This is a genomic window from Metallosphaera sedula DSM 5348, assembly GCF_000016605.1.
Lineage (GTDB): Archaea > Thermoproteota > Thermoprotei_A > Sulfolobales > Sulfolobaceae > Metallosphaera > Metallosphaera sedula.
Genome location: NC_009440.1, coordinates 590,490 through 615,016, shown reverse-complemented (window position 1 = coordinate 615,016; position 24,527 = coordinate 590,490). Strand labels below are relative to the sequence as shown.

The window sequence follows — 24,527 nt, the reverse complement described above, 5'->3', positions numbered from 1 at the left end:
AAAGGCTTTTCCAACTAGGTATCTTCAGAAAATATTCCCTCTAAGAATTGTAGATCCCTGTTTCTCACTACTACTTTTAATTTCTCTTGTGTTACTTTCTCTCCTTCTATGTATCCATGGGGTGCGATCACCTTTCCCTTGCCCAAGAACAGGGGTGCTGTAGAGGGTGATTTCAATTTAACTGCAGGATCCTTCACCAACCTGCTCATTCCTATCCAATCATGATAGCCTATGGGATCTCCGCTTCCATGGGATAGGATCCAACGCTTTACCTCCACCGCCTCAGGCACCTTATCTTCGCAAAGGAAGTCACTCAGTATCAGCGCATCCCCCACATCGTACTTGAGTGCAGCGCAAGCGGGCACTGTTCCCAAGAGTATTTTCCTAGCCTTAACTTCCCTTATTCTCACGTCCTCTTCCCCTATAATGACAGGCCTATTATCAAGGCTTTTCAGGGTTACCTCTATCCTCTCTCCCTCCTTGACTTGCGTACCAGGAGGTAAGGTCACATAACCATCAGAGCTAGCAAAAGTCCCAACCATGTAACTGTCGAATGGGACCGGGATAGCATAGTGACCCCCTCTCCCTTTAACTATGTAAACGGGGATGTTAGTGACCCTGTACCTATCAGCCTTAATTGGTAAAATGGAGATGGCCGAGACCTTGTCGTGGTAAGCTGTTCTGGTAGCCAGTGATCTCCCTGAGAATTCGGCGATGTATCTCTCCACTAACTGATTAAAGGTCATTATGGTAGCCACAATGTTTCCAGAAAGTCCGAAGACCGGCTTCCCTTGTATCTCCCCTAATATCGTTGGCTTTCCAGGTTTCGTATTTAAACCCTGAATCACGATATTTCCCATCTCCCTTACCAGCTGATGTACGTAATCCTTTTCACCTGCACTCGTTCCTCCTGTGGTTATTATAAGGTCGGCCTTGTCTACGGCCGTCCTTAAGGAATTCCTTATCTTTTCCTTGTCGTCAGGTAGAACTTCGGCTCCAACTATTTCGCATCCAAGTTGCTTTAGCCTTGATACCAGGAAGTGAACGTTGCTTTCATATATCTTCCCTGGCGTTAGATCTCTTCCAGGTTGAACTAATTCATCACCGGTTGCGATAACGTAAACCTTTGGGAGATCATACACCTCAACTGTCTCTATTCCCACAGACGCAAATGCTCCCACATCTTCTGGCGTAATTTCCTGGAACTCTCCTATAATTTCTGAGCCCTTGGATATATCGCTACCAGCCCATGCTACGTTTGCACCAAATCTCAACCTAGAATTTATCTCGACAAAGGGAAGTTCCACATGTGTATCCTCTATCTTAACCACGGCATCAGCTCCCCAAGGTAGTGGGGATCCAGTATCCACCTCTACCGCCTCCCCTGGCCCAATAGTTATATCCTTCCATTCCCCAATGGATATCTTTCCAACTATCCTAAACCTACCTGGGGTAGAAGATGATTTAACAGCGAACCCATCTACAGTTGATCTAGAGAAGGGTGGATAATCGGTTTTAGCACGTACTGATGAAGAAGTTATCTTGCCCACGGAATCCAATATTCCAAGAGAGATTGTTCTCCTCTTGGGAGGAAGAGTTCTAAGAAATTTTTCAATGGCCTCTAGAGGAGTGGGTAAGTTCTCCTCGGGAACGAAATTTCTCATGAGAAAAATACACAAAACAAACTTTTAAATGGTTATTAGGGCGGCCTCCTGTAACTGTTCAAGTACCGCGACAATAGGCGCTCTTATCTGTTCCTCTTCGATCTGCGCTTCCTTGCTAATCTCCTGAACTATATCGCCCACTGTCCTCTCTCCATCGCACATGGCCCAGATATAATAGGCTACTGCAGCTACCTCGTAAACCCTGTCCTCAGCTAGCTTAATTATAAACTTCTCACCGTCCTCACTCTTGTCCACGTATTCGCCTTCTCTCCTGGGCTTCCTATCCTTTATCTCGTCATAATCCAGTGATGGGTGAAAATGATCGTGTTCCTCTTCTGGTTGCCTATCTTCTTCGAAGTTCACTCTTCTTCCTCTCCGCCCTCTCTAGGCCTTCTCCTGTATCCTCCACCGCCGTAGTTTCCTCCGAAACCGCCGCCGTAATTTCTTCTTCCTCCGCCTCTACCTCTGAATCCACCTCTCCTTGGAGGTGAATCATCGGTAGGAGTGGTTTCAGGAACCTGATCGGCTTCTGGGATAGACTCTTCGGCAGACTCGCTTATCTTGGACCTACTACCTGCGTTAAGCTGAACTTGACCCTTAAAAACTGTGGTCCAAGCGTTCTCCACTTTGATAATTTGGCCTTCCTTGACTTCGTCTCCTTGGTTCCCCCACAGGGTGAGTTTAACTCTCCCTGTGTCGTCTCCAACCATTACTTCACGAATGGTTCTAGGGCCGTTCTTTGTTTGAACGACCTTCTGTTCACCTACTTCCAAAACGCGGGCGGTAACACTTATGTTTTCCATCCCGCCTTTTAGATTTCCTATCTTTTCATCCATATATCTCGACTCACACGAATTTGTTATTTCAATCTTTGAAATTCGCCTATATAAATTAGTTGGTTAGTTCCATATCCTTCTACATTTCTCGTGTTAAGCTCGATTCTCCGTCTAAAACTAGCAATACTTAAAAAATTTCCTGCATACAGAATTTAAACTCCTAAGGCCTTTAGACTATTATTGAAATTTTCTCGAAAATATTCTTACATAAAAAAGAATTTTATTCTTTCATGTTTCTTAACCTCTCTTTATAAGCTACAAGATGGTAAACATAATAGGGAGAATAATAGTGAGTTCATCACTCCTTGAACTTCCCAAAAAGTTTTTAGAGTCCCTCTATTCCCCGTTCGTGGGAAGGGAAGAGGAGGCTAAGGTCCTAACGCTAGCTCTCCTTACAAAGGAGCACGTAGTGCTAATAGGAGAGCCTGGAACCGCTAAGTCAGCATTGGCTAGAAGGGCTGCTGATCTCCTTAATGCCAGGTTCTTCATGTATTTACTTACGAAATATACAGAACCCGCTGAGCTTTTTGGAGCACTGGACGTCAACGCACTGAAACAGGGAGTATACAAGAGGATAACAAAGGAGAGACTTCCTGAAAGCGAGTTAGCCTTCCTAGATGAGATATTTAATGCCAATTCCGCCATTCTGAATGCCCTTCTTTCACTGTTGAACGAGAGGGTAATTTATGATGGCTACAACGTTATCAAGGTACCACTAAGGACGCTAATCAGCGCAAGTAATAGGGTACCGGACGAGCCAGAACTTGAGGCCCTTTATGATAGGCTTCTTCTAAGGCATTACGCTAAGCCCGTGGGGGAGGATATGTGGAAGGACTTAATAGATTCGTCCTGGGAACTCGAGTTCACAGACAAGTGGAAAGTCAAGGAACCAGTTATGACAGTTCAAGATCTTGACAGGCTTTACAGTATGCTCTCAGAAGTGGACCTGAGCCAGATCAAGTCGAAACTCCTGAAGCTCTACGTAATGTTGGAGGAGAAGGGAGTACACTTAACTGACAGGAGAAAGGGCAAGGTTCTGAAAATAGTGTCGGCTCACGCACTTCTGAACTCTAGAACAAAGGCTACAGAGGAGGACCTAGTAGTTCTTAAGTACATAGCCCCAAGGGAAATTGACGATTTCGAAAAGGTCTCAGCACTCCTCTCTGAGGAGTTAAAGACGCCCATCAAGTACATGAGGGAGCTTAACGAGATATTTAATAACATTAAGGAGGCAGGGAAATACGTTGATGCTGCTAACGAATCTGATCCTAGATTGATCGATTTGATCAGGAGCTTGAGGGCGACAAAGGACAGGGTAATATCGTTAGGGAAGGAGAGCGGTGACGAGAAGGTTGAAGAGTTCTCGCGGGAAGTTGGAGCGGAAATAGATAGATTAGTAGAAAAAGTGGGGAGGAAGCTGGGGATTTACACATGACAGGTCTCCTTAGAGGTGTAGATTACGAAAGCCCCGTTGTAAAGTACAGGGGCGAGAGGATACTCAACACCCTAAGGAGGGTCTCTGGGAAGGAAAGCAACGTAGATCCCCTATTCCTCATTGATACCTATTACGTGCACTATCTCCCCCTACCTATACTAAAAACAAAGGGGGAAATAGATCAAAGCGACTCCATTAAGTACTCATTGATTGATCTTACCATTTCGTCAGAGATTGTAAACAGGAACAGAAACTACTCAATTGCAAACTCAGCAGTGAGTATGGCCCTTTCCGTGAGTTATGTGCAAAACTTGATAGAGGAATTGGAGAGAATTAGGAGGACTTCACAGTCGCAGGAGGAGAGAGAGGCCGCAGAGCAGATCCTTAACGGAATAATGAAGGGAAGTCAGGGTAAGGAGGGAAAGCAGAATCAGAACCAGCAACAGGAAAACCAGACCACTGGAAAGCTAATGAAGCAGGTTCATGAAAAGGCTATGGCAAAGGCGTCTGAGGATGCTAATTCCGTCAGGAGTATGCAGAGGATAGTTGGAGGTAATGGGGCCGGTACAGGATCGATGATGAACTTTGAGGGAGATATACACGACGTGCTAAGACTAGCTAGGAACACGGAGATCAAGAAGATCCTGGAGTTTCTGAGCGGTATCCCGAAGCTGGGTAGCTTCACCAAGAAGAGGACCACAAGATATGCTAGGGGAGAGCTTTATGGATATGAGGAAGGTTCAGACCTAGAGAGACTGGTTCCCTCAGAACTGGCCTTACCCGAGGAACTCTTTGATGTGAAGCTTGCAGAGAGCCAGCTATTACTATATCAGAAACAGATTAAGGAAACCCTAGGACCCATATATCTACTATTGGACAAGTCAGGCAGCATGGATGGAGAAAAGATCCTGTGGGCTAAGGCTGTAGCACTGGCCCTCTACAGTAGGGCTAGAAGGGAGAACAGGGACTTCTATCTAAGGTTCTTCGATAACATTCCATATCCTCTGATCAAGGTCATAAAGAATGCCAAGAGCAAGGACGTGATCAAGATGGTAGAGTATATTGGGAAGATAAGAGGTGGAGGCGGAACAGATATATCTAGATCTGTAATGTCTGCCTGCGACGATATAAAGGACGGTCATGTTAGGGGTGTAAGCGAGGTCATAATTTTGACGGATGGAGAGGATAAGATCGCTGAAACCACTGTTAGGAGATCCCTTAAAGAGGCAAATGCTACGCTCATTAGCGTGATGATAAGAGGAGATAACGCGGATCTAAAGAGAGTTTCAGATAACTACCTAGTGGTTTACCGTCTAGATCAGGGAGACCTACTTAGGGTAGTTGAATCCTAACTAGAGTATAGCCTTTATTTCTCTTTTTATTTCTTCCTCTAGAAGTAATTTTATTTCTGAGTGATGCATTCTCGTCAGATGAAGAAACATACCCCTCTTGGTAAATGGACCCTTGTTGCACAACCTGCAATACAATAAAGTGGACTCCTGGTTAACAAGCCAAAAACTTACCCTTGCAACTACTCTTTTTCCCATATCCTTTGAGGAAAACCCAACTGCTCTTATGTATTCGTCCTCCTTGACCGAGATCTGTGAAGCGTACTTAGCAGTAACCTCCACAAGTTTTTCGGCAGTTATTGAGATTCCACTATCCATATTCTATCACGCACTGAAGATATTCCTATGGCCAAGGTAAACAAGGTTACGGTTCTCTTCATTTTTTCCACAATGTTCGAGTTCTCCAAAAATCTTCCAAAGTCATTCATTTCTAGCCCCAGAGCCCTAAAGACCCTTTCAATTCTTACCTCAACCTCTGCGAAATTGAATGGAACGTCGCCCGAGTCGAGAGATTTCTTGGCTAAAGTTATCATCTCTAAGGTCTCTCCCAATTCCTCCTCCGACACATCCTCAAATACGTCCAGAATGGACTTGGTTAGCTTTCCACCTAAATATTCTGCCATGCCAGGAATATAATCCAAAGGAATAACGCTCAATATCCAATTGTCAACATATTTTCTCACAACTTCTAGACTTTCCTCGGTTAACTCGTTCAAGTTCTTGAGTACGGAAGCTGCTGCAATCACGTGCGCTGCCGCCTCTCCCGCGCCTTCCACCGAGTTGAGGGAGAGGAATGGACCACTATCAACATCTATGCTCACTCCTGTTCACTGTTTAACCAATTCAGGAAATCCTAGTTTAAACTCCCCCTACCCAATAATACACGAAAGTCAAAGGTATTAATTCCACAAAAATCTCGGTAATCCACAGACGATAGAGAGGCACGCTAATGGGCTAATAGATTATAAGACTTTCACGTTAAGATACATCATATTATTCGTCCTTGAGGCCTCTTTCTCTATCTAGCTCTGTGATTAAACCTAACCTGTGAAGTGCCTCGTTGGCTTCCTCAAGGGAAGAGGAATCTCTCACAGCCTCATACAGTTTAGAGATTGATGCTACAACTATGGGCTTGAAGCTGAACATGACCGATGTGAGCGGGCTTACGAATACCCTACGCTTACCGTTTCTGATCGGAACCTCACCATAAAGCCCTCTGAAGGCCTTCAAGGGCAGGGCCGAGGCCTCTGTAACGGTAACTTCTAGTACCCTCTCTATTACAGAGGCAGAACTTTCATCAAATCCAAGGATTTCTATTAATCCGTTCAGTGATGCTATTTTGCTTATCCTCTGTAAAAGGTAATCCGGCTTCAATTCCCCATCAGCACCTAAACCGATTACCGATAGTTGTACGTTCATGGAACTTTCCTCTAACTTGGATAGCAAGGCAAGGGTAATGGAATCTGCAAGAGGACTTAGGAGATTATTTTCTGTTCCCTCCGCAAGAATATCACCTCCAGCGTCCACCCCTATGACCTGATCGATCCCTAGCATATTGGCTATCTCCATGATATCCCTGTATAGACCACTAACACCTCCAGATATACAGAATGAAACAACATTAATCCCCAATACTTGCGCTACTCTTGCAGCCTGCGGTTTCACTTTCCTTCCTCCCCTTACAGCGAAGGAGTTTGGCCCAAGGATCGCCACTCTCTCGTTTATTACCTGTGCTTCTCTGAGATCGTTAGTGCAGATGGGGCCCGGAACTGGATCCTCCACTCTTCTCTCCCATAGCACAGCTCCCAGAGTTACTCTCTCACCTCTTCTTCTGATCCTCTCGTAAGGGAGAAGTGCAGATACTACATCTCCACCTCCGCCTGCTCCCAGAACTAGTGAATTCATTTCCGATCAAATATAGTTCAAATCTAAAGGGTTATCTTCGCAATAACTCACACATCAAATCGGATCTCCATGCATGAACCTGCCAACGAAACTAGGTTATTTCAAGTAATTTGGTGAGGAAGACGATGTTGAATAACCTCTTCCACGAAAATTTCTATAATTTGTACCCTCTTTTTATTTTACTACTTTCCAGTTATCTCGATTGTCCTAGAGATTTGCTCACTTGTCATATCTAAAATTCTCTGCATATCAATGTCATACGCAATCGCAACTGCTTCGCCAGACTCCAGTATGAGGTTGGCTAGAACGTCGTTTCCTGTGATAATCTGGTTTCCCTTGATCATTTTCATTAAACCAGGACGTTTGTTTAGAACCTGAATGCTGGCTCGGATGTTTTTGCCCTTAATAACTATAAATCCAGAGTTAATACTCTCAATTAATTGCCTGACCTTTGTGGTAAGCTCTGCAATATCGCCCTCTATTCGCATGACCTCATTCGCGAATATCCCCTGGTCCTGAGACATCTGCCATTCCTTGCTTAGATAGAGTTTTAGGTAAGGGATAATGTGGTCCTGAATGAAATGCTGAGCCAGCTCAAAGGGACTTTTCCCTATAAGTCGGTCAAGGGTTGAGGTCTTATAGTTGACTTCAAGGCCAATCCTTATCTTGGAACCAGCTGGTGCATCGTCCACGTAAAAGTGGGCCTTCCACTCGAACTTATGATCGTCTGACTTACCAGAGTAGAGAACCGACCCACCCTCTAGCTCAGGCCCTTTCATGTATCCAAGTACGGTGTGTAACTTGGTGTCCGGCGTCCCGAAGACATAAAGAACCCTATAATCTACTCCTGGTTCAGATAGTTTACCTGGTGCCACATATTCAGCCGATCTCTTGTCTAATATTTGAAGAATGTTGACGTGTCCCATTACTCCCGAGAACAGGAATGGATCCATTAGAGCTGTCCTGATCACAGACTTTGACGTTTTTAACTCAATTTCGTAGGTCTCTAGCATGCTTATCAAAGGTAAATTGAAAATACGTTTTTAAAAGTTTGTAAAACCATGTTTAAGATAAGCTTATTATCTAGCTACCTTTCTGCCCATCCCATCTTATGGGGGTAATAATCAAGCTAAAAGTAACTAGGTCGTGAGACACGAGAGATTAGTAGTGTCGTTATAATAGCATTATTTTCATTATTATGATCAAATGTCCGTCCTTCACGGGAAGCAGCGATAACATGACACCATGAGAACTATATTACCTAACATGTATTTCCACAATATCCTTGTCCTCTAATACGTGGTCCTCTCCTACTCTCTGCCCAGGGAACCTTGCTGACTTCCCCCATACCCTAGCATATTTGAAGTTCTCGGAAAGTTGGCTGTGGAGCTTCTGGGCAACGTCCATGACAGTTGACCCTCTCTTCATGAACATTGGATCCTTCGTAGGTTCCTCCATGGGCTCCTTGGTGTAAATCCTTATCACATCAAGGCTGAGATATAGTTCCCTTCTCAGGGCGTCTAAGTCGGCCACGTTAACAACTGGTATTCCCGGAACTTGGAACGGTCTAACAGAGGCCACTACCGCAGGCTTAAAGGTAATTGCTTCAAAGAGAGATTTCTCTACGTCATCCAGGGTAACCTCTCCCACTATCTTGACCACAGCAGACTTAATACCGAACTCTCGAAGGTAATCCTTGACCTGGTCCTCGGTTGTTCCAATCAATTTTCCCATCATAACTATCCTGAGTCCCTCCTTGGAGCTCCTGAATCTCTCTATTATGACCTTTCCCTTTGGTTTCCCCAGAAGGATATTGTTATTCTCTAGAAACTCCCTCATCCTAGTGAATTCCTCCTGGTCTTCTACGACGAAAAGGATAGAGTCTGCATTCCTGGCTAACCCAAGGAGCTTACTTACTATGAGCCTAGAATCCAGGATAATCTGAGGAGGATTGACCAGCTGAATTGGTGCGTCCTCAAAGAAAGTCATGGCGGGCACGGGGTAATCTTTAGGATCCTGTTTTACGTTGGTGAGCCTGCGCACCAGGGGATTCTTAAGTTCCTCCCTCCCCAGCACGAGGACCTGACCTGCCCCTTCCTTTTCCACGAAAAAGGACAGACCTCCCCCCTTAGACTTTCTCCTCTGTTTCTCGCTTTCCTCCCTGAGTTCAGATAGTCTTCTCTTGGCCCAGTAGACCAGGTTCTCGGTTCCCTTATGTTTAGGTACGCTACTCAGGAAATCCTGTATAGCCTTAATCTTCTCTTCAGGTGTCTTAGCGTCCATCACTCTTAGCCATTTGGTCTTAGCCTCGGCAGGAAGGTTAGTGACCACTTTCAGCTCACCTTATTCACGTAAAATCCAGGTGCGTATTTTAGTAATAATTTCCACGATCTCCTTATAATATTTGGTGGTTCCTCTCCCCTGGATACTAAGTCTAGTACCCATTGAACGGTTTTCCTGTCAGATGGGTACCCACTCCCAAAGTCCCCGAATTCCTTCTTTAATGACTCTATTAACCTATCCCTTATTACCTTAGCAACAATGCTGGCAGAGCTAGCCTCAACAAATAGCTCATCAGCCTTGTGTACAACGTTAGGTTTGAACCCTAGATCCTCTATCGCTCTTATCACCTCGATTTCTTTCCCCACCTTGTCCACTGTTACAACTTCAGGGTTGAGCCAAGATAGCGCATCAATAATCTCTATCACTTTCGTGTAGGTCAACGAATTCAGGTTGTTGTTGTCGATCTCCTCGGGAAGAGCCTTGGCTACAGCTACTCCCTCGCTTTCAGAGAGTATCAGGTCAAATAGTTCCTCCCTTTTCTTACGAGTAAGTTTCTTACTATCCTTAACTCCACTCTGCTTCAGAGCTACAATAGACCTCTCGTTCAAGGCAACCCCTACAACTACCATAGGTCCAATTAGGCATCCTCTCCCTGCTTCATCTATCCCTATCCTCATAGCCTCAGGGAGATAACTAGTTTCGCGTCCCTTTTACCTCTTTTTATCCTCTCCCTTTGGTAACTTTCCTTCATCTCTACTTTTACTTCGCTGGCGAACTTGGCCACAAGTCTCTTGGCCACAGTTCTGTTAATGAAGTAGTAATCAACTCCCTCCCTAAGTTCCACCACGTCCGAGAGGTTCTCCGCGTCCTCCCTGGAAAAGAAGGACTCGAAAAACCTCTTCTCGTCAAGTCCCAGGTTGCCCTCCCTAGATCTCAGCTGGATTATCGCCTCGTAGTATTTCCCCCTCCTCTTGACGCAGGAATCGCATAACGTGCTTTCAACCTTGACCATAACGTCCTTGGTTTCGTCAAACCTCTCTCCTTCAACTGAACCTGAAATCCTTAATGGAAAGTGATTATTACCGTGAGTGTCTGACCACATCTGCCCTACGTCCACATGGTACTCCTGCACGTGTTCGTCCAGTTCTAGCGCCGAGATTATCTCCTCCTCTAGTGATGAGGAGATATCCCCCCTGGGAGCTACCCACTTTCCCTTAAGCTTCCTGGAACCACAAATTCTGCAAACCGTGATAGACATGCTCCTGGGTACCCTCACCATCTCCCTCGATTTCACGTAACACGAGGGACATAGTCTACCTATGAGTTTTACGTCCTCCTTTCCACACATTACGCAGAACTTTCCTCCCATTTCCATCACAGATTATAGATCTGTGCAAACTTCACCCCTGAAACGGTCAACACGGCATCCTTGTGGACAAGGCCCCTCTTTATGGCCTCTCCGATTGCCCTCTCCCCAACTATACTCACCACGGTAGCTTCATCCACTAGATCTAGGGCGTAGTTGATGTCCACTTCCTCTCCTCCATAGAACTCGTTGTTCACGTTAAGGACCGCCTTGCTCTCCCTGAACTCCCTTCCAAGGTACTCCTTCTCGCAAATGTTTACGAAGACGTGACCTTCTCCTCTTATGATCTTTAGAATTACTCTCATTATCTCACAGTGGCTTTACGGGGTTTTTGGCACCGCAGGCTAGGCATTGAATATACCATATTTTCTTGTCTTTGACAAGGACGGTGTCTAGGCTCTTGCACGTGGAACATTGAACGTAGGTCTTTAGGAACCTGTCCATGAAGGTATTAACTATGGCATTTGAGAACTTACCTTGAATCATCAACTGTCCGTTTTCAGAAATGGATCCCGCAGCAGCTAGTTCCTTCAGCAGGTATCTCATGCAGATCTTGTCTTCTCTTCTAATTCTATCGCAGTACTCACTGAAGTTCCTTATGATAGTAGTGTTTCCAACGTTGATGATGGAAAGTGTGGGAAGAGTTTGGGTCTCTGACGCTAGGTCCTTTTTGGGCAACTTCGCATAAAGCCTGTCCAGTAGCACGTGATAGAGTTTATCTCTCTCTGACATGAAACTCGATTAACTCTATATAATCACGCGGTTAAATTTGTGACTAGTAACAGCAATGAGAATTTACTTTGAGACGTACGGATGTGCCCTAAATAAGGGTGATACTTACTCAATGATGACATTACTCAAGGGCAGAAACCACGAGATAGTGAATAGTGAAGAGCAGGCTGACGTTCTCGTCATAAACACGTGTGCCGTGAGGATGGAAACAGAGGAGAAGATGAAGAAGAGAATCTTAGAACTCTCAAAGACTGGGAAGAAACTGGTAGTTGCAGGCTGTTTGGCCGGGGCGGAGCCAGGTCTAGTCATGTCATTGGCCCCCCAATCTTCGCTAATAGGCCCCCAATCCATAGGGGATGTAGTTAAGGCAGTGGAATCTCGGGAGAGGATCGTGAGCCTTCATGGGGAACTTCCCTCCGTCTTACCTAGTGTCTTTGAGGGGCTGATCTCAGTTATCCCCATCGCAGATGGATGTGCAGGTAGTTGCAATTTCTGTATCACGAAATTAGCTAGGAAGGAGCTTAGAAGTTATCCTCCCAGGATGATCGTGGAAACGGCGAGAAAGGCTATCGAGAAAGGTGCTAAGGAAATAGAGCTAACGGGACAGGATACGGCTGCCTACGGTTTGGACCTAGGAAGAGATATAAGACTCGCAGATCTTGTTGGGGAGGTCTCTTCCCTAGAAGGGGACTTTATGGTGAGGGTAGGAATGATGACCCCAGAACTTGCCATGAGACAGTTAGACGATCTGTTGGATGCTTGGGACAATCCTAAGGTGTACAAGTTCTTCCATCTGCCTGTGCAGAGCGGTAATGACCAGGTGTTAAGGGCGATGAACAGGAAGTATACACTGGATGAGTTCAGGGAAATTGTTAGGGAAATAAGGAAGAGGTTTCCCTTGGTAAACATAACCACTGACATTATAGTGGGTCATCCCGGAGAGGATGAAAATGCCTTTGAGGACACCTTAAACCTCATGAAGGAATTAAGGTTTGAGAGGATACATATAGCTATGTACTCGCTAAGGCCTAATACGAGAAGTGCCATGATGACCCAGGTTCCAGGCCCAATTAAGAAGGAGAGACTTAAGAGGGCTGTAACTCTTTATGAGGAGCTCTCAAGGGAGATTCACAGGGAGTACGTGGGAAGGAAAATGAAGGTCCTAGTTCTGGAGAACGGAAAGGACAACACAAAGATAGGCAGAACGCTAAACTACATCCCAGTTATAGTTAAGGACGCAGACCTTGGGAAGTGGTATGAGGCGGAGATTACGGATTCATCATTCTTTGACTTGAGAGGATCAATTGTTTAAAAAGTTTAAATTCTTCTATACCAACGTGATACTATGCCAGACGTTTACATAGTTTCAGCGGTGAGAACTCCAATAGGTCGCTTTGGAGGATCACTGAAATCAGTGAAGCCACAGATGCTAGGGGCAATCGCCATAAAGGAAGCGCTGAGGAGGGCTAACACCGATCCCTCTCGCGTGGAACTTACGATAATGGGCAATGTGTTGAGGTCGGGTCATGGTCAGGATCTAGCTAGGCAGGCTGCCCTCTTGGCTGGTATACCATGGGAAGTGGATGGATATTGTGTGGACATGGTCTGTTCCTCCGGGATGATGGGGGTTACTAACGCGGCACAAATGATCAAGAGCGGTGACGCTGACGTTGTAGTCGCCGGTGGGATGGAATCCATGAGTCAATCCATGCTTGCGGTCAACTCAGAAGTTAGATGGGGTGTTAAGTTTCTATCTGGAAAGAGTTTGAATTTCATTGATACAATGCTGGTTGACGGGCTTACAGACCCCTTCAACCTTAAGCTAATGGGGCAAGAGGCTGATATGGTAGCAAGGGAGAGGGACATTTCAAGAAGGGAATTGGACGAGGTGGCGTTTGAGAGTCACAGAAGAGCCCACCAGGCGTGGGAGAAGGGTCTGTTCAAGTCGGAAGTTATTCCAGTTAATCTCGATGAGGGTAAATTAGAGAGAGATGAGGGTATCAGGCCAGACACCACCATGGAGAAACTTAGCTCCCTTAAGCCTGCGTTTACAGAAAACGGGTATCACACCGCAGGTAACTCGTCTCAAATTTCAGATGGTGCAGTGGCCATGGTCCTCATGAGCGAGAAGGCAGTGAAGGAATTTGGAGTGGATCCAGTGGCGAAAATATTGGGTTACTCATGGGTTGGTATAGAAAGTTGGCGCTTCACCGAGGCTCCACTTTACTCGGTGAGGAAGTTGCTGACAAGGCTGAACATGAACATTACTCAATTTGATTATTTTGAAAATAACGAGGCCTTTGCGGTAAACAATGTTCTCTTTCACAGATATTTGGGGGTGCCATACGATCAATTGAACGTGTTCGGTGGAGCAATAGCCTTAGGTCACCCAATAGGAGCTAGTGGAGCAAGAATTATGGTCACTCTTCTCAATGTGCTCAGCAAGATGAACGCTACTAGGGGAATTGCGAGTATCTGTCACGGTGTAGGTGGGTCTACAGCAATAGCCCTTGAGCTACTTAGACCCCTTTAAGCTAATCCACTCTGAAGGTAATTGATTTTTAACTCGTGATACCTCTAAGGACGAGAAATAAGCTAAGTTTTTAATATTCAATCATGTTGTTAAGGCAATGGTGTTTCAGTAGTTGCCCAAGAAAGATAGAACAGATCAAGCACCCTCAAAGGATGTTCCTAAACCCGAAGAAGGAGAGGTCATTTGTGTAGTCAAGAAGATGCTGGGAGCCGAACATATAATTATAGCCTGTTTGGACGGCAAGGAAAGGACTGCCAGGATACCTGGCAGGATGAGGAAGAAAACCTGGATAAAGGAGGGTGACGTAGTCTTAGCTGCCCCGTGGGACTTTCAGCCCACCAAGGCAGATATTGTGTATAGGTATATGAACGACGAGATAAGGAAATTAATAGAGGAAAAAGTAATTAGTAGGGACGTAATTGATCAACTTAGAGGTTGAATAGAATAGGTAGAAGGGAAGAAAAAAGGGAAAGAGACGAGGACCTATTTAAGACAATTGACTCTACCTTAGATTCCTCCACTTCCCTAGCGGTAATCCAGGTAATGAGGAAACTGAACATAGAATCTATTCTAGGTGCTATCGCCTCAGGAAAGGAGGCAAAGGTTTATCCCGCGAAGACGAGAGACGGTAAATACATTGCCCTAAAGATCTACTATACCTCTACTGCTTCCCATAAGCGTGCCATAAGGAGGTACGTATCCCTAGATAGAAGGGTAGAAGTCAGATTCTCCAGCACAAAGGAAATGATATATGCATGGGCAAGGAAAGAATTTGGTAATCTTCAGAAAATGTTTGAGGCTGGGGTAAGGGTACCTAAACCTTTCCTCCTCATCAAGAACGTACTAGCCATGGAATTTGTGGGAGATGGTATAAGTAAGGCGCCCCTCCTGGTCGATTTGGAAGAAGTCACACAGGAGCTCTATGACGAAATTATAAGGCAGATAGAGGTCATGGTGACCAAGGCTCAGCTGATCCATGGTGACCTTAGTGAATTCAATGTGATGGTGAAGGACGAATTACCCTACATAATAGATGTAGGTCAAGCCATTCCGGTATGGGCAGAAAACTCATTGTCTCTGTTGGAGAGAGATATAAATAATATTAATAGATTTTTTGAAGAAAGGGGGATTGACGTAGTACCTGTGAAAGAATTATTAAACAGGCTACAGTTATCTAGTTAGGAGCAGTAATGTTTGTGAGTGTGCCAGACGAGAAACTTGATCTCGTGAAGTCCCTCCTTGACGATCTGTCGAGAATGGGAGGGGTAGAAATAATATATGATGAAAAGGTGAAAAATTTCATAGTAGATCCGAAGAACCAGAACCCGTATCAGGCTCTCAAGGTAGTATCCGTTATAAGGGCCATAGGTCTTGGCGTTTCTGTATCAGACGCTCTGAAGTTAATGGGAGAGGAGGTTATGATGGATGTTATAGACCTAAAGGAGATCTCCAACAGCAGAGATAACATGACTAGAGTGAAGGGCAGAATTATAGGCGAAGGTGGAAAAACCAAGAAAATAATCCAGGAGTATACAGGAGTAAGTGTGGTAATCTCAGGGCATTATATTACTTTACTGGGTAATTACGAGCAAATACCCATAGCCAAGAAGGCGTTAGAGTTGCTGGTGAAGGGAAGGGAGCATTCAACAGTATACAGATATCTTGACAGAGCAGAACAACAGTTGATCAGATATAGATCATCCTATAAGGGTAAACCCATCCTGTAAAATTTATGTATTACTGTACAGACAGATTCTCAATATTTTCATGTAGCGTGGATAATATAACCCTATCATACGACTGTATTATCTTTCTATTTCTCTCATCTTCTAAGAATTTTCTTAATTCATCTGTTCTCTTGTTGAGAGCTAGTCTAAAGAAATTCAAAAGAATCTTCTTGGGTTCACTTAGTATATCCTCTGTAACCACGAGGCTAGGTCTGGGCATCATCAGAAGGGTGAGGTGCGTTCCAGCCAATCTCGCTATCATGGCTAACTTGTAGGCGCTATACTCCTTTGTAGGTGACCTTTTACTTGCTTTCACTTCTACAAAGTATTTATTACCATCCCTCTCCGCCTCTATATCGTGAGTCGGAAGATCAACGGAGCGTATATTCACGAAATTCATCGACTCCAGGACGATTCTAGCCCTATACTCCATGGCAAATCCCATTATTATCCCCTTAGCCCTATTTACTGCATACTGTAACTCGTCATCTGTAAAACCGTATTCATCCTTTAGGAGTTGAAGGGCATCCACAACACCCTTTATACATAATTGAATAAAAATATTTCCTAAGTTTGGTCCAATCTTAACATGAGAAGGATTGAATTACACCCGGCCCTTGTTCAGATGTTATTCTATAAACATTTTTTAACCTAGATAGCAATAATTAGATGATGGCATTAAAGGGACTCAGAAGGAATGCGGGTAATAAGAAAGAAGCGAAGCCATCAATCGGGATAATGGGAAACTTTTACGAATTAGGAATAGTTAAGTCTATTGCTAGAAGTATAGAGAAAAAATTACTTTTAGCAGGTCTCAGTACCGATCCTCAGCTCTTTGCCGCTCAAATGTTCTTCTATCTGATGGTATCATCAGTCTTTTCGGCAATTCTTGCCTTTCTAGGAGTTTACGTCCTCGTTAAGCTCTATCTAGTATTCAGGGTAGCTAAGTTTGCAGTCGCAGGTCTAATGTTTATCATTTTCGCAGCCATAATACCTCCAGTTACGTATCTTCTGTTGAATGTGAATATATCTCAGAACATAGAAAACAGGAGAATAGGTATAGATGCCGAAACTGCCGCCTTCTCAGCAGTTTTTACAATTTTCCTCAGATCAGGCTTGAGTCCTAGGATACTTTTCGATAGAATCTCCAGAACCATAGCGTTCAATTACATAAATCAGGTCCTTCTTTACGTCTCTAAGAGGATAAACTTTCTTGGAGAAAACGTGGAGGACGCCTTGCTTCACGCAATAAGAATCTCTCCCTCTAAGATTCTGAATGATTTCTTTGTTAGCTATGTTGCAGCAGTGAGAAGCGGTGCGCCTGTCTTAGATGCAGTATCTGCTAAGGCTAAGGATATCCTTAAACAACTCGAGCTGGGCGCTGCCTTGGCTGCGGATAGGCTTTCAGGAGTTGGCGAAACTTACGTAATCTGGCTAGCCTCGGGTTACATCACGTTCTTTCTGATATTATTGTTGCAGGCTCTCTTCCCCAGCATAGTGGGAAGTTCTATCCCCCTTAACGCCTTCGGAGCTATCCTGATTCTGATATTGCCCCTAGTAGATGGGGTTTTCATTTTAATGGCAGAACAGTCACAACTTAGGTTTCCAGAGAGAAAGATCTCATCGTACAAGACGTTCTATATCTCACTAGGTGTGGGTCTTGTTGTAATGTTTGTTCTTCTAGGCGTAACTAAGCAACTTATTCCCTTTGTTACACTTACAGGGAATATTAGCAATGTCACGCCAGTAACTATCATCATACTAATTGGTTTCCTGATAGCGGCTATTCCGCCTGCAATTGTCACGTCTAGAGAGTTGAAAAAGGGAACAGGCTATGACCCTTACGTGGTTAACTTGCTTCGAGCAATTTCTGAAGGCATAAGGGCAGGATTGTCACCAGAGACGATAATTAAGAACATAAAAGAGAGCCAGGAGATGGGGAAATTATCGTATATATTGAAAAGGATTTACGCATATATCTCGCTAGGTTACCCGCTTAGAGATGCATTCCTAAAGGGAGCCGAGGAAATAGTCGATTTTACGTCAAGGATTTCTCTAGTTTCTATGGCAGATATGATTGATATAGGTAGCCTCACCCCAGAAAGCATAGAAAGTCTAGCTGAACAGGTAGAGACGCAGATAAAGATAAAGAGAGAATATGAAAGTAAGGTCAAGATACTTCTCTATACTCCCTACATTGGTGTAATTATCTCCATAATAGCGGTAAACCTGCTTTCGGCGGCAATACTAGGCCTTATAACGGGCAACGCATATGCTTTCTCCTCGGGTGCACTTGGAGAGGCTAGAGTCCTCCTACCACAGGCTGTTTACATTACTGCAATAGCCTCAATGATAAACGCGTTCTTTGCAGGACTACTGGTAGGAAAGTTGGGAAAGGGTAAAGTAGCAACAGGTTTCATTCACGCAGCAATTATGGTAGCAATAACTGCAATATTAATGATTATAATAGTTCATGTTCACTTTACTTTCGGACCAACTGTACCTCCTTCAGGATAATTTTTTATTACCTGTAGCTAACAGATAAGAATATTTATAAAGAAGATTTACACCATATTATCTAGTATGAATTTAAGTCTACCGTTGCCATTCCGTAGCAAGCCTTCTCCTAAGACCGAGCAGTTAACCTTTGGGGATCTACCTATAAGCCTCTATCCCATAACATTGCCCTACGAGGAATTACCTGAGATTATGTCTGAGTATGAAGTTGACATGATTAGCTTAATGCCCCGATCAGTTAAATCATCCTTTGAGTCTAACAACGTCGAGTTGTCAATAGCTAATCCTCACACATTCATTGTCTTCGACCAGGACAAGGGGATATTCAGGTATGTCTTGGTAGAGCCACCAATAGATCAAAACATTTTCAGTGCTTACATTTATCTGATCAAAGAGATAGAAAGGTCACTATTAAGCAAGGAAGACACAGTGGATATAGCTAAAATCCTGCTTCAGGCCAATGCCAAAATGCCCAGCATGGGCCTTGTCCAAGGTCAGGTTGGTGGAATAACCAAGCTTAGTACTAAGGGAAAAGTGGCCCTTTATTACCTCTTAAGAAACATGTTTGGTTATAACGTTCTTACTCCCCTCTTAGCTGATAACAAGGTAGAGGACATCTCATGTAGCGGAATTGGTTTACCTGTATACGTTTATCACAGGGAGTATGATTACGTTCCCACAAATCTTACCATAACTGAGTCGATGAAGGTATTGGACAAGGAGATTAGCGGATCAGAGTTATTGGATCAAATAGTGTTGAGGCTGATCTCCCTATCAGGTAAAACCGTGTCTATAGCTACTCCCATAGCTGACGGTATATTGCCGAAGGGAGACAGAATTGCAGCGACCTTTAGATATGAAGTTAGTGCTAGAGGATCCAGCTTCGTTATAAGGAGATTCAGCGAAAGGCCGATAACTATTCTAGACCTGATAAATAGTGGCGTCATGAGTCCTGAGACTGCAGCCTACCTGTGGTATTCCATCGATCTCAGAATGTCGTTCATGGTTATAGGAGTCACAGGTGCTGGAAAGACCACGGTGTTGGGGTCCATCCTTAACCTGGCAAAGGAATCCCTGAAGATAGTGTCCATTGAGGATATCCCGGAGATAAAGCTGGCACAGGAGAACTGGGTTCAGCTTTACGCCAGGCAGGCGTACGGCGAGTCTAGCAAGGAAATAACCCTCATGGACCTGCTGAAGCTGTCCCTGAGGTACAGGCCTGACATAATAGTGGTCGGTGAGATAAGGGGTGCAGAGTCCTATATCCTGTTCCAGGCCCTCTCCACGGGTCACGGTGGTGCCACGACTTTCCACGCCCACGACTCAGAAAGCGCGGTCAAGAGGTTAATGAACCCTCCACTCAATATACCTGCAGAGTGGATACCCATGAACAACATTATCATTAGCGTGAGAAGATTGCCTGTACTCATAGGAGATAAGATACAGTTAAAGAGAAGGGTCGTAGCCATAGACGAACTGGTGACTGCCTCAGATTTCAGGAGGGTAGTTAATTGGGATCCGAAAGTTGATAACCACGTGGTAGACCTGGATAACGCTAAGGTTCTGAGAAACAGACTGGAGGAGTCTGGAAGATCACTTGAGGAGGTGAAAGAAGAGATACAGAGAAGGGCACTTTACCTGAGGCTAATGGCTACCTCCAAGGACATCGTTCAGAGCCCAGAGAGTTATAAGATGGTCAAGAAGTACATTATAAAGTATAGCCTGAGACCTGATGAGGCCATGAAAGAAGTGGCCAGGATGTCCTCAATAAAGGTCACGGTATGATTAGTAAGATAAGGGAAATCGCCAGGAGAATCGTTCCCTGAACTAAATAGCTTTTTAGGGCTAATATTCCGCTCAAGAGAAAAAGATAGGAGATAATATTGGACTCGAGCGGTATCCATAATCCCTGTTCTCTTTCTACCTTGGGTGTGACCTTCCAGCTAAATTTTGCGTTAAGAAGTCCTAGGAGATAACCAGTTAGGAAGGCTGAGATCATGAGAGCTGGAATCCTTAGGTCATACTCCCTAGTTCTTGATCTCCATGAGAAGACCAGGGACGAGATTAGAAACAGTGTCAAGGACAAGACCCAGGAAAGAAGCGAGGAGGAGAAGACTGGAGAGACAATACCTGCAATCAGTAACATAACAAAGTATGCAGGATAAATTCCCCACTGATTCGCATATATTGCACCTTCTATACCGCTCATACCTCTTCTCAACAGTGAAAGACTGTAGGGGAAAAGTTGTCCAGATCCGTAGGCCCATCGTTTCATCTGTTGGAAAAGATCCTTCCAGGTATAGGGAGCTAACGTCTCCACAACAACGTCGTCGGCGTAACCAACTTTCACTCCATTCAGGAATAGCCTCATCCCTATTTCCAAGTCCTCAGCGACCATTCCCTCTCTCCACCCTCCTATCCTCTTCAGGGTAGAGGATCTAATGGCAAAGGCTGATCCGTTGGGAAATACTGGAAGACCCTTGAGGTATCTTCCCCTAAATAGCGAGTCCATGGAAAACTCAGTTATCTCGGAATAGAGTACCTGAAGCTTGTTCTTCGGATCTCTGACCCTTAGTCTAAGGGCCATCGCCTCGGCCTGGCTCAAGTGGGCAGATATCCTAGTTAAGATAGTAGGATCCACTCTGGCCTCGGCATCTAAAAAAACAAGGATTTCCCCCGTTGAAAGGGAAACGCCGTAATTGAGGGCACCAGCCTTCCTACCTTGGGGGACATCCCTCCTAACCAGTTTGAATTTTTCCGGTAGCTCTATTTGCCTTAATCGCTCAAAGTCCTGCTCTGAATCATCTGAAACCAGTATTACCTCGTAATCAGGGTAGTCTAGCCTTGAAAGGTTCTCAACTAACCCCTTCACTACTTCAGGATCTTCATTTTTTATGGCCACCACTATGGACGCCTTGTACCTGGGACCGTCTGTCCTAGGGACAGGAGGTTTGTCCCGGGTATAGTAGAACGACTCCAGAAGTATCCACAAGGATGAAAGTATTGCAGATAAAACGATGATAATATCAATAAAAAGCATTACTTGTTCTTCCTCTCTATCGCCTTGGCTATTTTCTCCTTAGCCTCGGAAGCCGATCCCCAGCCAGAGATTTTTACCCACTTACCGGGCTCCAACTCCTTGTAATGTTCAAAGAAGTGAACTATCTTGTTCTTGGTAGCGTCGTCTATATCTGTAATGTCTTTAATTCTGGCAAAGGTGGGATCTGTTTTCTCCTTGGGGACCGCTATTATCTTTTCGTCCACCCCTTCTTCGTCTTTCATATGAACTACTCCCACTGGCCTAACCTCGATGACTGTGCCAGGAAACAGTGGATAATTGGTTAGAACTAGCACGTCTATGGGGTCACCGTCCTCTTCTAGAGTGCCCGGCACGAAACCGTAGTTGAAGGGATAAACCATGGAGGTGTAGAGAACCCTGTCCACCTTGATTACTCCCTCTTCTTCATCATACTCGTACTTTATGTTGGAACCACTTGGAATCTCCACAAGAACATTTACTATTTCAGGAGCTTTCTTCCCTGGACCTAGATTCATGGTAATCACATATCTACAGTGGACAAGTCCTTAAATATCATTTGTCTTCGTTAAAGAGAATCTCCTCTATCTCCTTTCTACACGACGAGAAGGGCTCCAATCTCCACATCTCCTCTAATTTTTTATTGTAGGTTTCAATGATCTCATCTACGGAGTAACCTTGCCTCCTGTATCTCAGCGCCTGCTTGTAAGTAGCCATCATCTCTGAGAACTTCGCTACCGCTCCCTCCAGTGTATCCCTTCTCTCGTACTCCAGGAAGAGTTCCTTTCCGACACCTAGTTCCTCTATCGCAGAGAGCTCTATTCTCTCCTTGCTCGCCCTATCCGTAAACCACTTGGGCAGATCGCCAATTAGACTTTCGCCAACATCGTGAAACAGGGCTATTACGGCTGCCCGGTCTGGGTTCACGTTATGACCCTTCTCCCTTAGTTTTGAGGCAACCACGTAGGCAATGACTCCTGCCTCAAAGCTGTGCCCAGCTACGGTTTCTCCCACACTTGGTGGCACTCCCCTCTGCATCCACCCAGTTCTCACGAGGTTCTTGCATCCCACTATTAGTCTCTCAAGTTTCATTTCCCTATCTCCCTCAAAAGACTGGTCAGGGATTCCATCATTTCCTCTATTGATGAAGTCCAGAGCCTTATCATAGCCTCTTTGCCTATCATCCCCCTATCGAAAATCACGTTAGGAATTTTGCCCAAGCTCTCGTAAACGTGATCCACTATCCAACTCATGGTTTTCCCCTCTTGACCTTGGGGCTCTAGCTCCCTATGGACCTCCACAACCTCGTATCCGATTCTCTTCAATAATTCCACAATCTTGGGATCGTATCTAATGTTAATGAGCGTATCCCCAACTCCCTGTTTATTTATTATTGACAATAGTAATCTTGCAGTGTGTGTGGGATAGCCGAAGGCCACTGGGAACCCTACCCTCACCCTTCCACCCCACTCCCTGATGATCCTTCCCCTGAACGTGGCTATGTCCTCAATTCCGGTAACGTATTTCGGGTCAATGGAATGGGCAAGATTTGACTGAACCTCTGGCACTAGGAGATAGAAGTTTTTTTCTCTCTCAACGAACTCGGCAAAAATCTCCATATCCTTCATAACCCCTGCCTTCATGGCTATCTTCTCCAGCGGGACCATGGGATCCGCTGGCCCTATTCCCCTGCCTATTTCAAGACCATATCGAATACTTTCCTCCGTGATACTCTTGGCCCGTCTTACCGCCTCCTTCATAGGAAACCCCTTGGCTAGCATTCCGGCAATGCTCGATGCGAAAATGCTCCCGGTTCCGTGGGTATTCCTTCCGGGCAATCTTGGGGAACTCAACTGGATCACCTCTTTGCCATCGTACAGCACATCAACGCTCTCTGAGGACTTCACGTGTCCCCCTTTCACCACCACGTAGGGCACTGAGAACCTCTCGTGAATGAGCTTTGATGCAGTTATCTGATCCTGCAGAGTTTCTACCTTCATCCCGAGGAGTATACCCGCCTCTACGGCGTTGGGAGTTATCACCGTGGCCCGAGGGAGAAGAAACTTTTTGAAGGCTTCTAGATCCTCTATGAGCTTTGTCCCATCCTTAGCATAGATTACCGGATCCACCACCAGTGGGAAATTCACCGCCTCAAATACGACTTTCATTTGCTCACCGTTAACAATCATTCCAGTCTTACCTGAGCTCACCTTGAAGTCCTCCAGAAGGGTCTCAATCTGTTTCCTGAGAGAGTTGTGGTCTACAACAGTGACGTGCTTAATCCCTAAGGTGTTCTGAGCTGTGACTGCGGTTATTGCACCAACCCCATGAACACCTATTGACTCCAAAACCTTAATGTCGCTCTCTACCCCCGCCCCTCCTCCACTGTCAAATCCGCCAATGGCCATAACTACGGGCTTTTTCACTCCCTCTTCACCCTTGTGTTACCGGCCACAACCCAAAACTCCCCGTCATCCCTGACCTCAAGTTTCCATATCCCCGTGGTGTGCTTAACCAGCTCTATTGCCTCCCTGATGGCATCTATGGAGTCCTTCCTTCCCCTCCCCAGGGTCATTATCAGGATAACGTCGTCCCCGGGCTTCATGTTATCTATGGCGTGAATGATCCTTATGTCTAGGACGTCCTTGTACCTACTCTTAATCTCGTTCTCTATCTCACTTAACCTGGCCTGCGTGTAGCTTTCATAGGCCTCATAAACTAGATTCTTGACCTTATGACCCTCAACGATCCCCTTCACAAATCCCACGTAGATAACCATGGAGCCGGCCTCAGGTGGCGCTGTCGCCCTGAATCTCCTTATCTCCTCAAGGATGTCCAGTTTTCCTCTCCTCAGATCTCCGCCAGCCGGAGGGGGAAGAATTGCTACTTCATCTCCTTCCCTAATTTCCTCGACGTTCATTTTCCCGTTTACGAGAAAGAACACCTTTACGCCTGATACTTGTCCCTGCAACAGGGCCTTAAACCTAGGGCCGTACTTTTCGACCAATTCGTCCAAAAGGCAATTCAATTTACTGCAGCGAGTATCAATCTCTTCGGAGTCCTTCCCCGTAATATCCTTAACCAGCGCGAAGTACCTAACCTTAACCCTCATTTTCCTTAACTACTCACACGCATTTTTAAGT

General features: G+C 45.1%; 27 protein-coding genes. 9 read left to right on the top strand and 18 right to left on the bottom strand.

Going from position 1 to position 24,527, the window contains the following annotated elements; translation table 11 throughout:
- Positions 1-14: 14 nt before the first annotated feature.
- Genes MSED_RS03415 through MSED_RS03405 form a run of 3 tightly spaced genes read right to left on the bottom strand, consistent with a single transcriptional unit; the run spans position 15 to position 2,500 of the window.
- Positions 15-1,664: a molybdopterin molybdotransferase MoeA gene (locus tag MSED_RS03415; protein WP_012020633.1), complete on the bottom strand. Its 1,650-nt coding sequence runs from the start codon at positions 1,662-1,664 to the stop codon at positions 15-17.
- Between the two features lie 24 nt (positions 1,665-1,688).
- Positions 1,689-1,970: a PqqD family protein gene (locus MSED_RS03410; RefSeq protein ID WP_048060256.1), complete on the bottom strand. Its 282-nt coding sequence runs from the start codon at positions 1,968-1,970 to the stop codon at positions 1,689-1,691.
- A gap of 53 nt (positions 1,971-2,023) precedes the next feature.
- A complete protein-coding gene (locus MSED_RS03405; RefSeq protein WP_012020631.1) occupies positions 2,024-2,500 on the bottom strand; it encodes a single stranded DNA-binding domain-containing protein in 477 nt (158 codons plus the stop codon).
- Positions 2,501-2,762: 262 nt separating this feature from the next.
- Between MSED_RS03405 and MSED_RS03400 the strand changes: the two genes are divergently transcribed.
- On the top strand, positions 2,763-3,935 hold the full coding sequence (locus tag MSED_RS03400; RefSeq protein ID WP_012020630.1) for an AAA family ATPase: 1,173 nt from the start codon (positions 2,763-2,765) through the stop codon (positions 3,933-3,935).
- On the top strand, positions 3,932-5,287 hold the full coding sequence (locus MSED_RS03395) for a vWA domain-containing protein (RefSeq protein WP_012020629.1): 1,356 nt from the start codon (positions 3,932-3,934) through the stop codon (positions 5,285-5,287). The genes MSED_RS03400 and MSED_RS03395 overlap by 4 nt, the downstream gene beginning before the upstream one ends.
- On the opposite strand, the gene MSED_RS03390 is transcribed toward MSED_RS03395, so the two are convergent.
- The 9 genes from MSED_RS03390 to MSED_RS03350 all read right to left on the bottom strand — a co-directional run bounded on the left by MSED_RS03390 (position 5,288) and on the right by MSED_RS03350 (position 11,570).
- On the bottom strand, positions 5,288-5,602 hold the full coding sequence (locus tag MSED_RS03390; RefSeq protein ID WP_012020628.1) for a hypothetical protein: 315 nt from the start codon (positions 5,600-5,602) through the stop codon (positions 5,288-5,290).
- Positions 5,581-6,105: a hypothetical protein gene (locus MSED_RS03385; protein WP_012020627.1), complete on the bottom strand. Its 525-nt coding sequence runs from the start codon at positions 6,103-6,105 to the stop codon at positions 5,581-5,583. The genes MSED_RS03390 and MSED_RS03385 overlap by 22 nt, the downstream gene beginning before the upstream one ends.
- A 172-nt stretch (positions 6,106-6,277) precedes the next feature.
- Complete coding sequence (locus tag MSED_RS03380; RefSeq protein ID WP_012020626.1) at positions 6,278-7,189, bottom strand: DUF1152 domain-containing protein; 912 nt, start codon at positions 7,187-7,189, stop codon at positions 6,278-6,280.
- Positions 7,190-7,371: 182 nt separating this feature from the next.
- Positions 7,372-8,202 carry a hypothetical protein gene (locus MSED_RS03375; RefSeq protein WP_012020625.1) on the bottom strand — a complete coding sequence of 277 codons (831 nt, stop codon included), beginning with the start codon at positions 8,200-8,202 and terminating at the stop codon, positions 7,372-7,374.
- 244 nt (positions 8,203-8,446) lie between these two features.
- Positions 8,447-9,520 (bottom strand): TGS domain-containing protein, encoded by a 1,074-nt coding sequence (locus MSED_RS03370; protein WP_012020624.1) that lies wholly within the window; start codon positions 9,518-9,520, stop codon positions 8,447-8,449.
- A 2-nt stretch (positions 9,521-9,522) separates the two neighbouring features.
- The gene (rnhB, locus tag MSED_RS03365; protein WP_012020623.1) at positions 9,523-10,149 is read right to left on the bottom strand and encodes a ribonuclease HII; all 627 of its coding nucleotides are present in this window, start codon (positions 10,147-10,149) and stop codon (positions 9,523-9,525) included.
- Entirely contained in the window at positions 10,146-10,841 is a 696-nt protein-coding gene (locus MSED_RS03360) for a 60S ribosomal export protein NMD3 (protein WP_012020622.1), read from the bottom strand. The genes rnhB and MSED_RS03360 overlap by 4 nt, the downstream gene beginning before the upstream one ends.
- Before the next feature lie 5 nt (positions 10,842-10,846).
- Entirely contained in the window at positions 10,847-11,143 is a 297-nt protein-coding gene (locus MSED_RS03355) for a DUF424 domain-containing protein (protein WP_012020621.1), read from the bottom strand.
- 4 nt (positions 11,144-11,147) lie between these two features.
- On the bottom strand, positions 11,148-11,570 hold the full coding sequence (locus tag MSED_RS03350; RefSeq protein ID WP_012020620.1) for a translation initiation factor IF-2 subunit beta: 423 nt from the start codon (positions 11,568-11,570) through the stop codon (positions 11,148-11,150).
- A gap of 55 nt (positions 11,571-11,625) precedes the next feature.
- Here MSED_RS03350 and MSED_RS03345 point away from each other — a divergent pair, with 55 nt between their 5' ends.
- The 5 genes from MSED_RS03345 (at position 11,626) to MSED_RS03325 (ending at position 15,830) form a co-directional block, all read left to right on the top strand.
- A complete protein-coding gene (locus MSED_RS03345; protein WP_012020619.1) occupies positions 11,626-12,882 on the top strand; it encodes a tRNA (N(6)-L-threonylcarbamoyladenosine(37)-C(2))-methylthiotransferase in 1,257 nt (418 codons plus the stop codon).
- A gap of 33 nt (positions 12,883-12,915) precedes the next feature.
- Positions 12,916-14,103, top strand: coding sequence for a thiolase family protein (locus MSED_RS03340; RefSeq protein ID WP_012020618.1), 1,188 nt, complete (start codon positions 12,916-12,918; stop codon positions 14,101-14,103).
- Between the two features lie 112 nt (positions 14,104-14,215).
- Positions 14,216-14,542 (top strand): translation initiation factor aIF-1A, encoded by a 327-nt coding sequence (locus MSED_RS03335; RefSeq protein WP_012020617.1) that lies wholly within the window; start codon positions 14,216-14,218, stop codon positions 14,540-14,542.
- Positions 14,539-15,285, top strand: coding sequence for a serine protein kinase RIO (locus tag MSED_RS03330; RefSeq protein WP_012020616.1), 747 nt, complete (start codon positions 14,539-14,541; stop codon positions 15,283-15,285). The genes MSED_RS03335 and MSED_RS03330 overlap by 4 nt, the downstream gene beginning before the upstream one ends.
- 8 nt (positions 15,286-15,293) lie before the next feature.
- Entirely contained in the window at positions 15,294-15,830 is a 537-nt protein-coding gene (locus MSED_RS03325) for a KH domain-containing protein (protein WP_012020615.1), read from the top strand.
- Between the two features lie 10 nt (positions 15,831-15,840).
- On the opposite strand, the gene MSED_RS03320 is transcribed toward MSED_RS03325, so the two are convergent.
- Positions 15,841-16,362 carry a hypothetical protein gene (locus MSED_RS03320; protein WP_012020614.1) on the bottom strand — a complete coding sequence of 174 codons (522 nt, stop codon included), beginning with the start codon at positions 16,360-16,362 and terminating at the stop codon, positions 15,841-15,843.
- Between the two features lie 137 nt (positions 16,363-16,499).
- Between MSED_RS03320 and MSED_RS03315 the strand changes: the two genes are divergently transcribed.
- Together MSED_RS03315 and MSED_RS03310 are read left to right on the top strand one after the other, a co-directional pair.
- Positions 16,500-18,347, top strand: coding sequence for a type II secretion system F family protein (locus tag MSED_RS03315; protein ID WP_012020613.1), 1,848 nt, complete (start codon positions 16,500-16,502; stop codon positions 18,345-18,347).
- 66 nt (positions 18,348-18,413) lie between these two features.
- The gene (locus MSED_RS03310) at positions 18,414-20,132 is read left to right on the top strand and encodes a type II/IV secretion system ATPase subunit (RefSeq protein ID WP_012020612.1); all 1,719 of its coding nucleotides are present in this window, start codon (positions 18,414-18,416) and stop codon (positions 20,130-20,132) included.
- Here the strand turns inward: MSED_RS03310 and MSED_RS03305 are convergent.
- From MSED_RS03305 to MSED_RS03285, 5 genes are read right to left on the bottom strand one after another with little or no spacing between them, the layout of a single operon-like run.
- Positions 20,122-21,387 (bottom strand): glycosyltransferase, encoded by a 1,266-nt coding sequence (locus tag MSED_RS03305; protein WP_012020611.1) that lies wholly within the window; start codon positions 21,385-21,387, stop codon positions 20,122-20,124. The two genes, MSED_RS03310 and MSED_RS03305, sit on opposite strands and share 11 nt — an antisense overlap.
- Positions 21,387-21,902 (bottom strand): inorganic diphosphatase, encoded by a 516-nt coding sequence (ppa, locus tag MSED_RS03300; RefSeq protein ID WP_012020610.1) that lies wholly within the window; start codon positions 21,900-21,902, stop codon positions 21,387-21,389. Before ppa ends, MSED_RS03305 begins: the two co-directional genes overlap by 1 nt.
- A 37-nt stretch (positions 21,903-21,939) precedes the next feature.
- The gene (locus MSED_RS03295) at positions 21,940-22,476 is read right to left on the bottom strand and encodes an HD domain-containing protein (RefSeq protein ID WP_012020609.1); all 537 of its coding nucleotides are present in this window, start codon (positions 22,474-22,476) and stop codon (positions 21,940-21,942) included.
- Positions 22,473-23,810 (bottom strand): bifunctional hydroxymethylpyrimidine kinase/phosphomethylpyrimidine kinase, encoded by a 1,338-nt coding sequence (gene thiD / locus MSED_RS03290; RefSeq protein ID WP_012020608.1) that lies wholly within the window; start codon positions 23,808-23,810, stop codon positions 22,473-22,475. Before thiD ends, MSED_RS03295 begins: the two co-directional genes overlap by 4 nt.
- The gene (locus tag MSED_RS03285) at positions 23,807-24,496 is read right to left on the bottom strand and encodes a MoaD family protein (protein ID WP_012020607.1); all 690 of its coding nucleotides are present in this window, start codon (positions 24,494-24,496) and stop codon (positions 23,807-23,809) included. Before MSED_RS03285 ends, thiD begins: the two co-directional genes overlap by 4 nt.
- Positions 24,497-24,527 lie beyond the last annotated feature (31 nt).

Excerpts from the sequence above, each read along its gene's own strand:
- MSED_RS03345 (WP_012020619.1), top strand. The coding sequence starts at position 11,626 with ATGAGAATTTACTTTGAGACGTACGGATGTGCCCTAAATAAGGGTGAT.
- MSED_RS03395 (WP_012020629.1), top strand. The coding sequence starts at position 3,932 with ATGACAGGTCTCCTTAGAGGTGTAGATTACGAAAGCCCCGTTGTAAAG.
- MSED_RS03315 (WP_012020613.1), top strand. The coding sequence starts at position 16,500 with ATGATGGCATTAAAGGGACTCAGAAGGAATGCGGGTAATAAGAAAGAA.
- MSED_RS03390 (WP_012020628.1), bottom strand. The coding sequence starts at position 5,602 with ATGGATAGTGGAATCTCAATAACTGCCGAAAAACTTGTGGAGGTTACT.
- rnhB (WP_012020623.1), bottom strand. The coding sequence starts at position 10,149 with ATGAGGATAGGGATAGATGAAGCAGGGAGAGGATGCCTAATTGGACCT.
- MSED_RS03350 (WP_012020620.1), bottom strand. The coding sequence starts at position 11,570 with ATGTCAGAGAGAGATAAACTCTATCACGTGCTACTGGACAGGCTTTAT.
- MSED_RS03400 (WP_012020630.1), top strand. The coding sequence starts at position 2,763 with ATGGTAAACATAATAGGGAGAATAATAGTGAGTTCATCACTCCTTGAA.
- MSED_RS03310 (WP_012020612.1), top strand. The coding sequence starts at position 18,414 with ATGAATTTAAGTCTACCGTTGCCATTCCGTAGCAAGCCTTCTCCTAAG.
- MSED_RS03415 (WP_012020633.1), bottom strand. The coding sequence starts at position 1,664 with ATGAGAAATTTCGTTCCCGAGGAGAACTTACCCACTCCTCTAGAGGCC.
- MSED_RS03305 (WP_012020611.1), bottom strand. The coding sequence starts at position 21,387 with ATGCTTTTTATTGATATTATCATCGTTTTATCTGCAATACTTTCATCC.
- MSED_RS03360 (WP_012020622.1), bottom strand. The coding sequence starts at position 10,841 with ATGGGAGGAAAGTTCTGCGTAATGTGTGGAAAGGAGGACGTAAAACTC.
- MSED_RS03380 (WP_012020626.1), bottom strand. The coding sequence starts at position 7,189 with ATGAATTCACTAGTTCTGGGAGCAGGCGGAGGTGGAGATGTAGTATCT.
- MSED_RS03285 (WP_012020607.1), bottom strand. The coding sequence starts at position 24,496 with ATGAGGGTTAAGGTTAGGTACTTCGCGCTGGTTAAGGATATTACGGGG.
- MSED_RS03340 (WP_012020618.1), top strand. The coding sequence starts at position 12,916 with ATGCCAGACGTTTACATAGTTTCAGCGGTGAGAACTCCAATAGGTCGC.
- MSED_RS03355 (WP_012020621.1), bottom strand. The coding sequence starts at position 11,143 with ATGAGAGTAATTCTAAAGATCATAAGAGGAGAAGGTCACGTCTTCGTA.
- ppa (WP_012020610.1), bottom strand. The coding sequence starts at position 21,902 with ATGAATCTAGGTCCAGGGAAGAAAGCTCCTGAAATAGTAAATGTTCTT.
- MSED_RS03295 (WP_012020609.1), bottom strand. The coding sequence starts at position 22,476 with ATGAAACTTGAGAGACTAATAGTGGGATGCAAGAACCTCGTGAGAACT.
- MSED_RS03325 (WP_012020615.1), top strand. The coding sequence starts at position 15,294 with ATGTTTGTGAGTGTGCCAGACGAGAAACTTGATCTCGTGAAGTCCCTC.
- MSED_RS03375 (WP_012020625.1), bottom strand. The coding sequence starts at position 8,202 with ATGCTAGAGACCTACGAAATTGAGTTAAAAACGTCAAAGTCTGTGATC.
- MSED_RS03405 (WP_012020631.1), bottom strand. The coding sequence starts at position 2,500 with ATGGATGAAAAGATAGGAAATCTAAAAGGCGGGATGGAAAACATAAGT.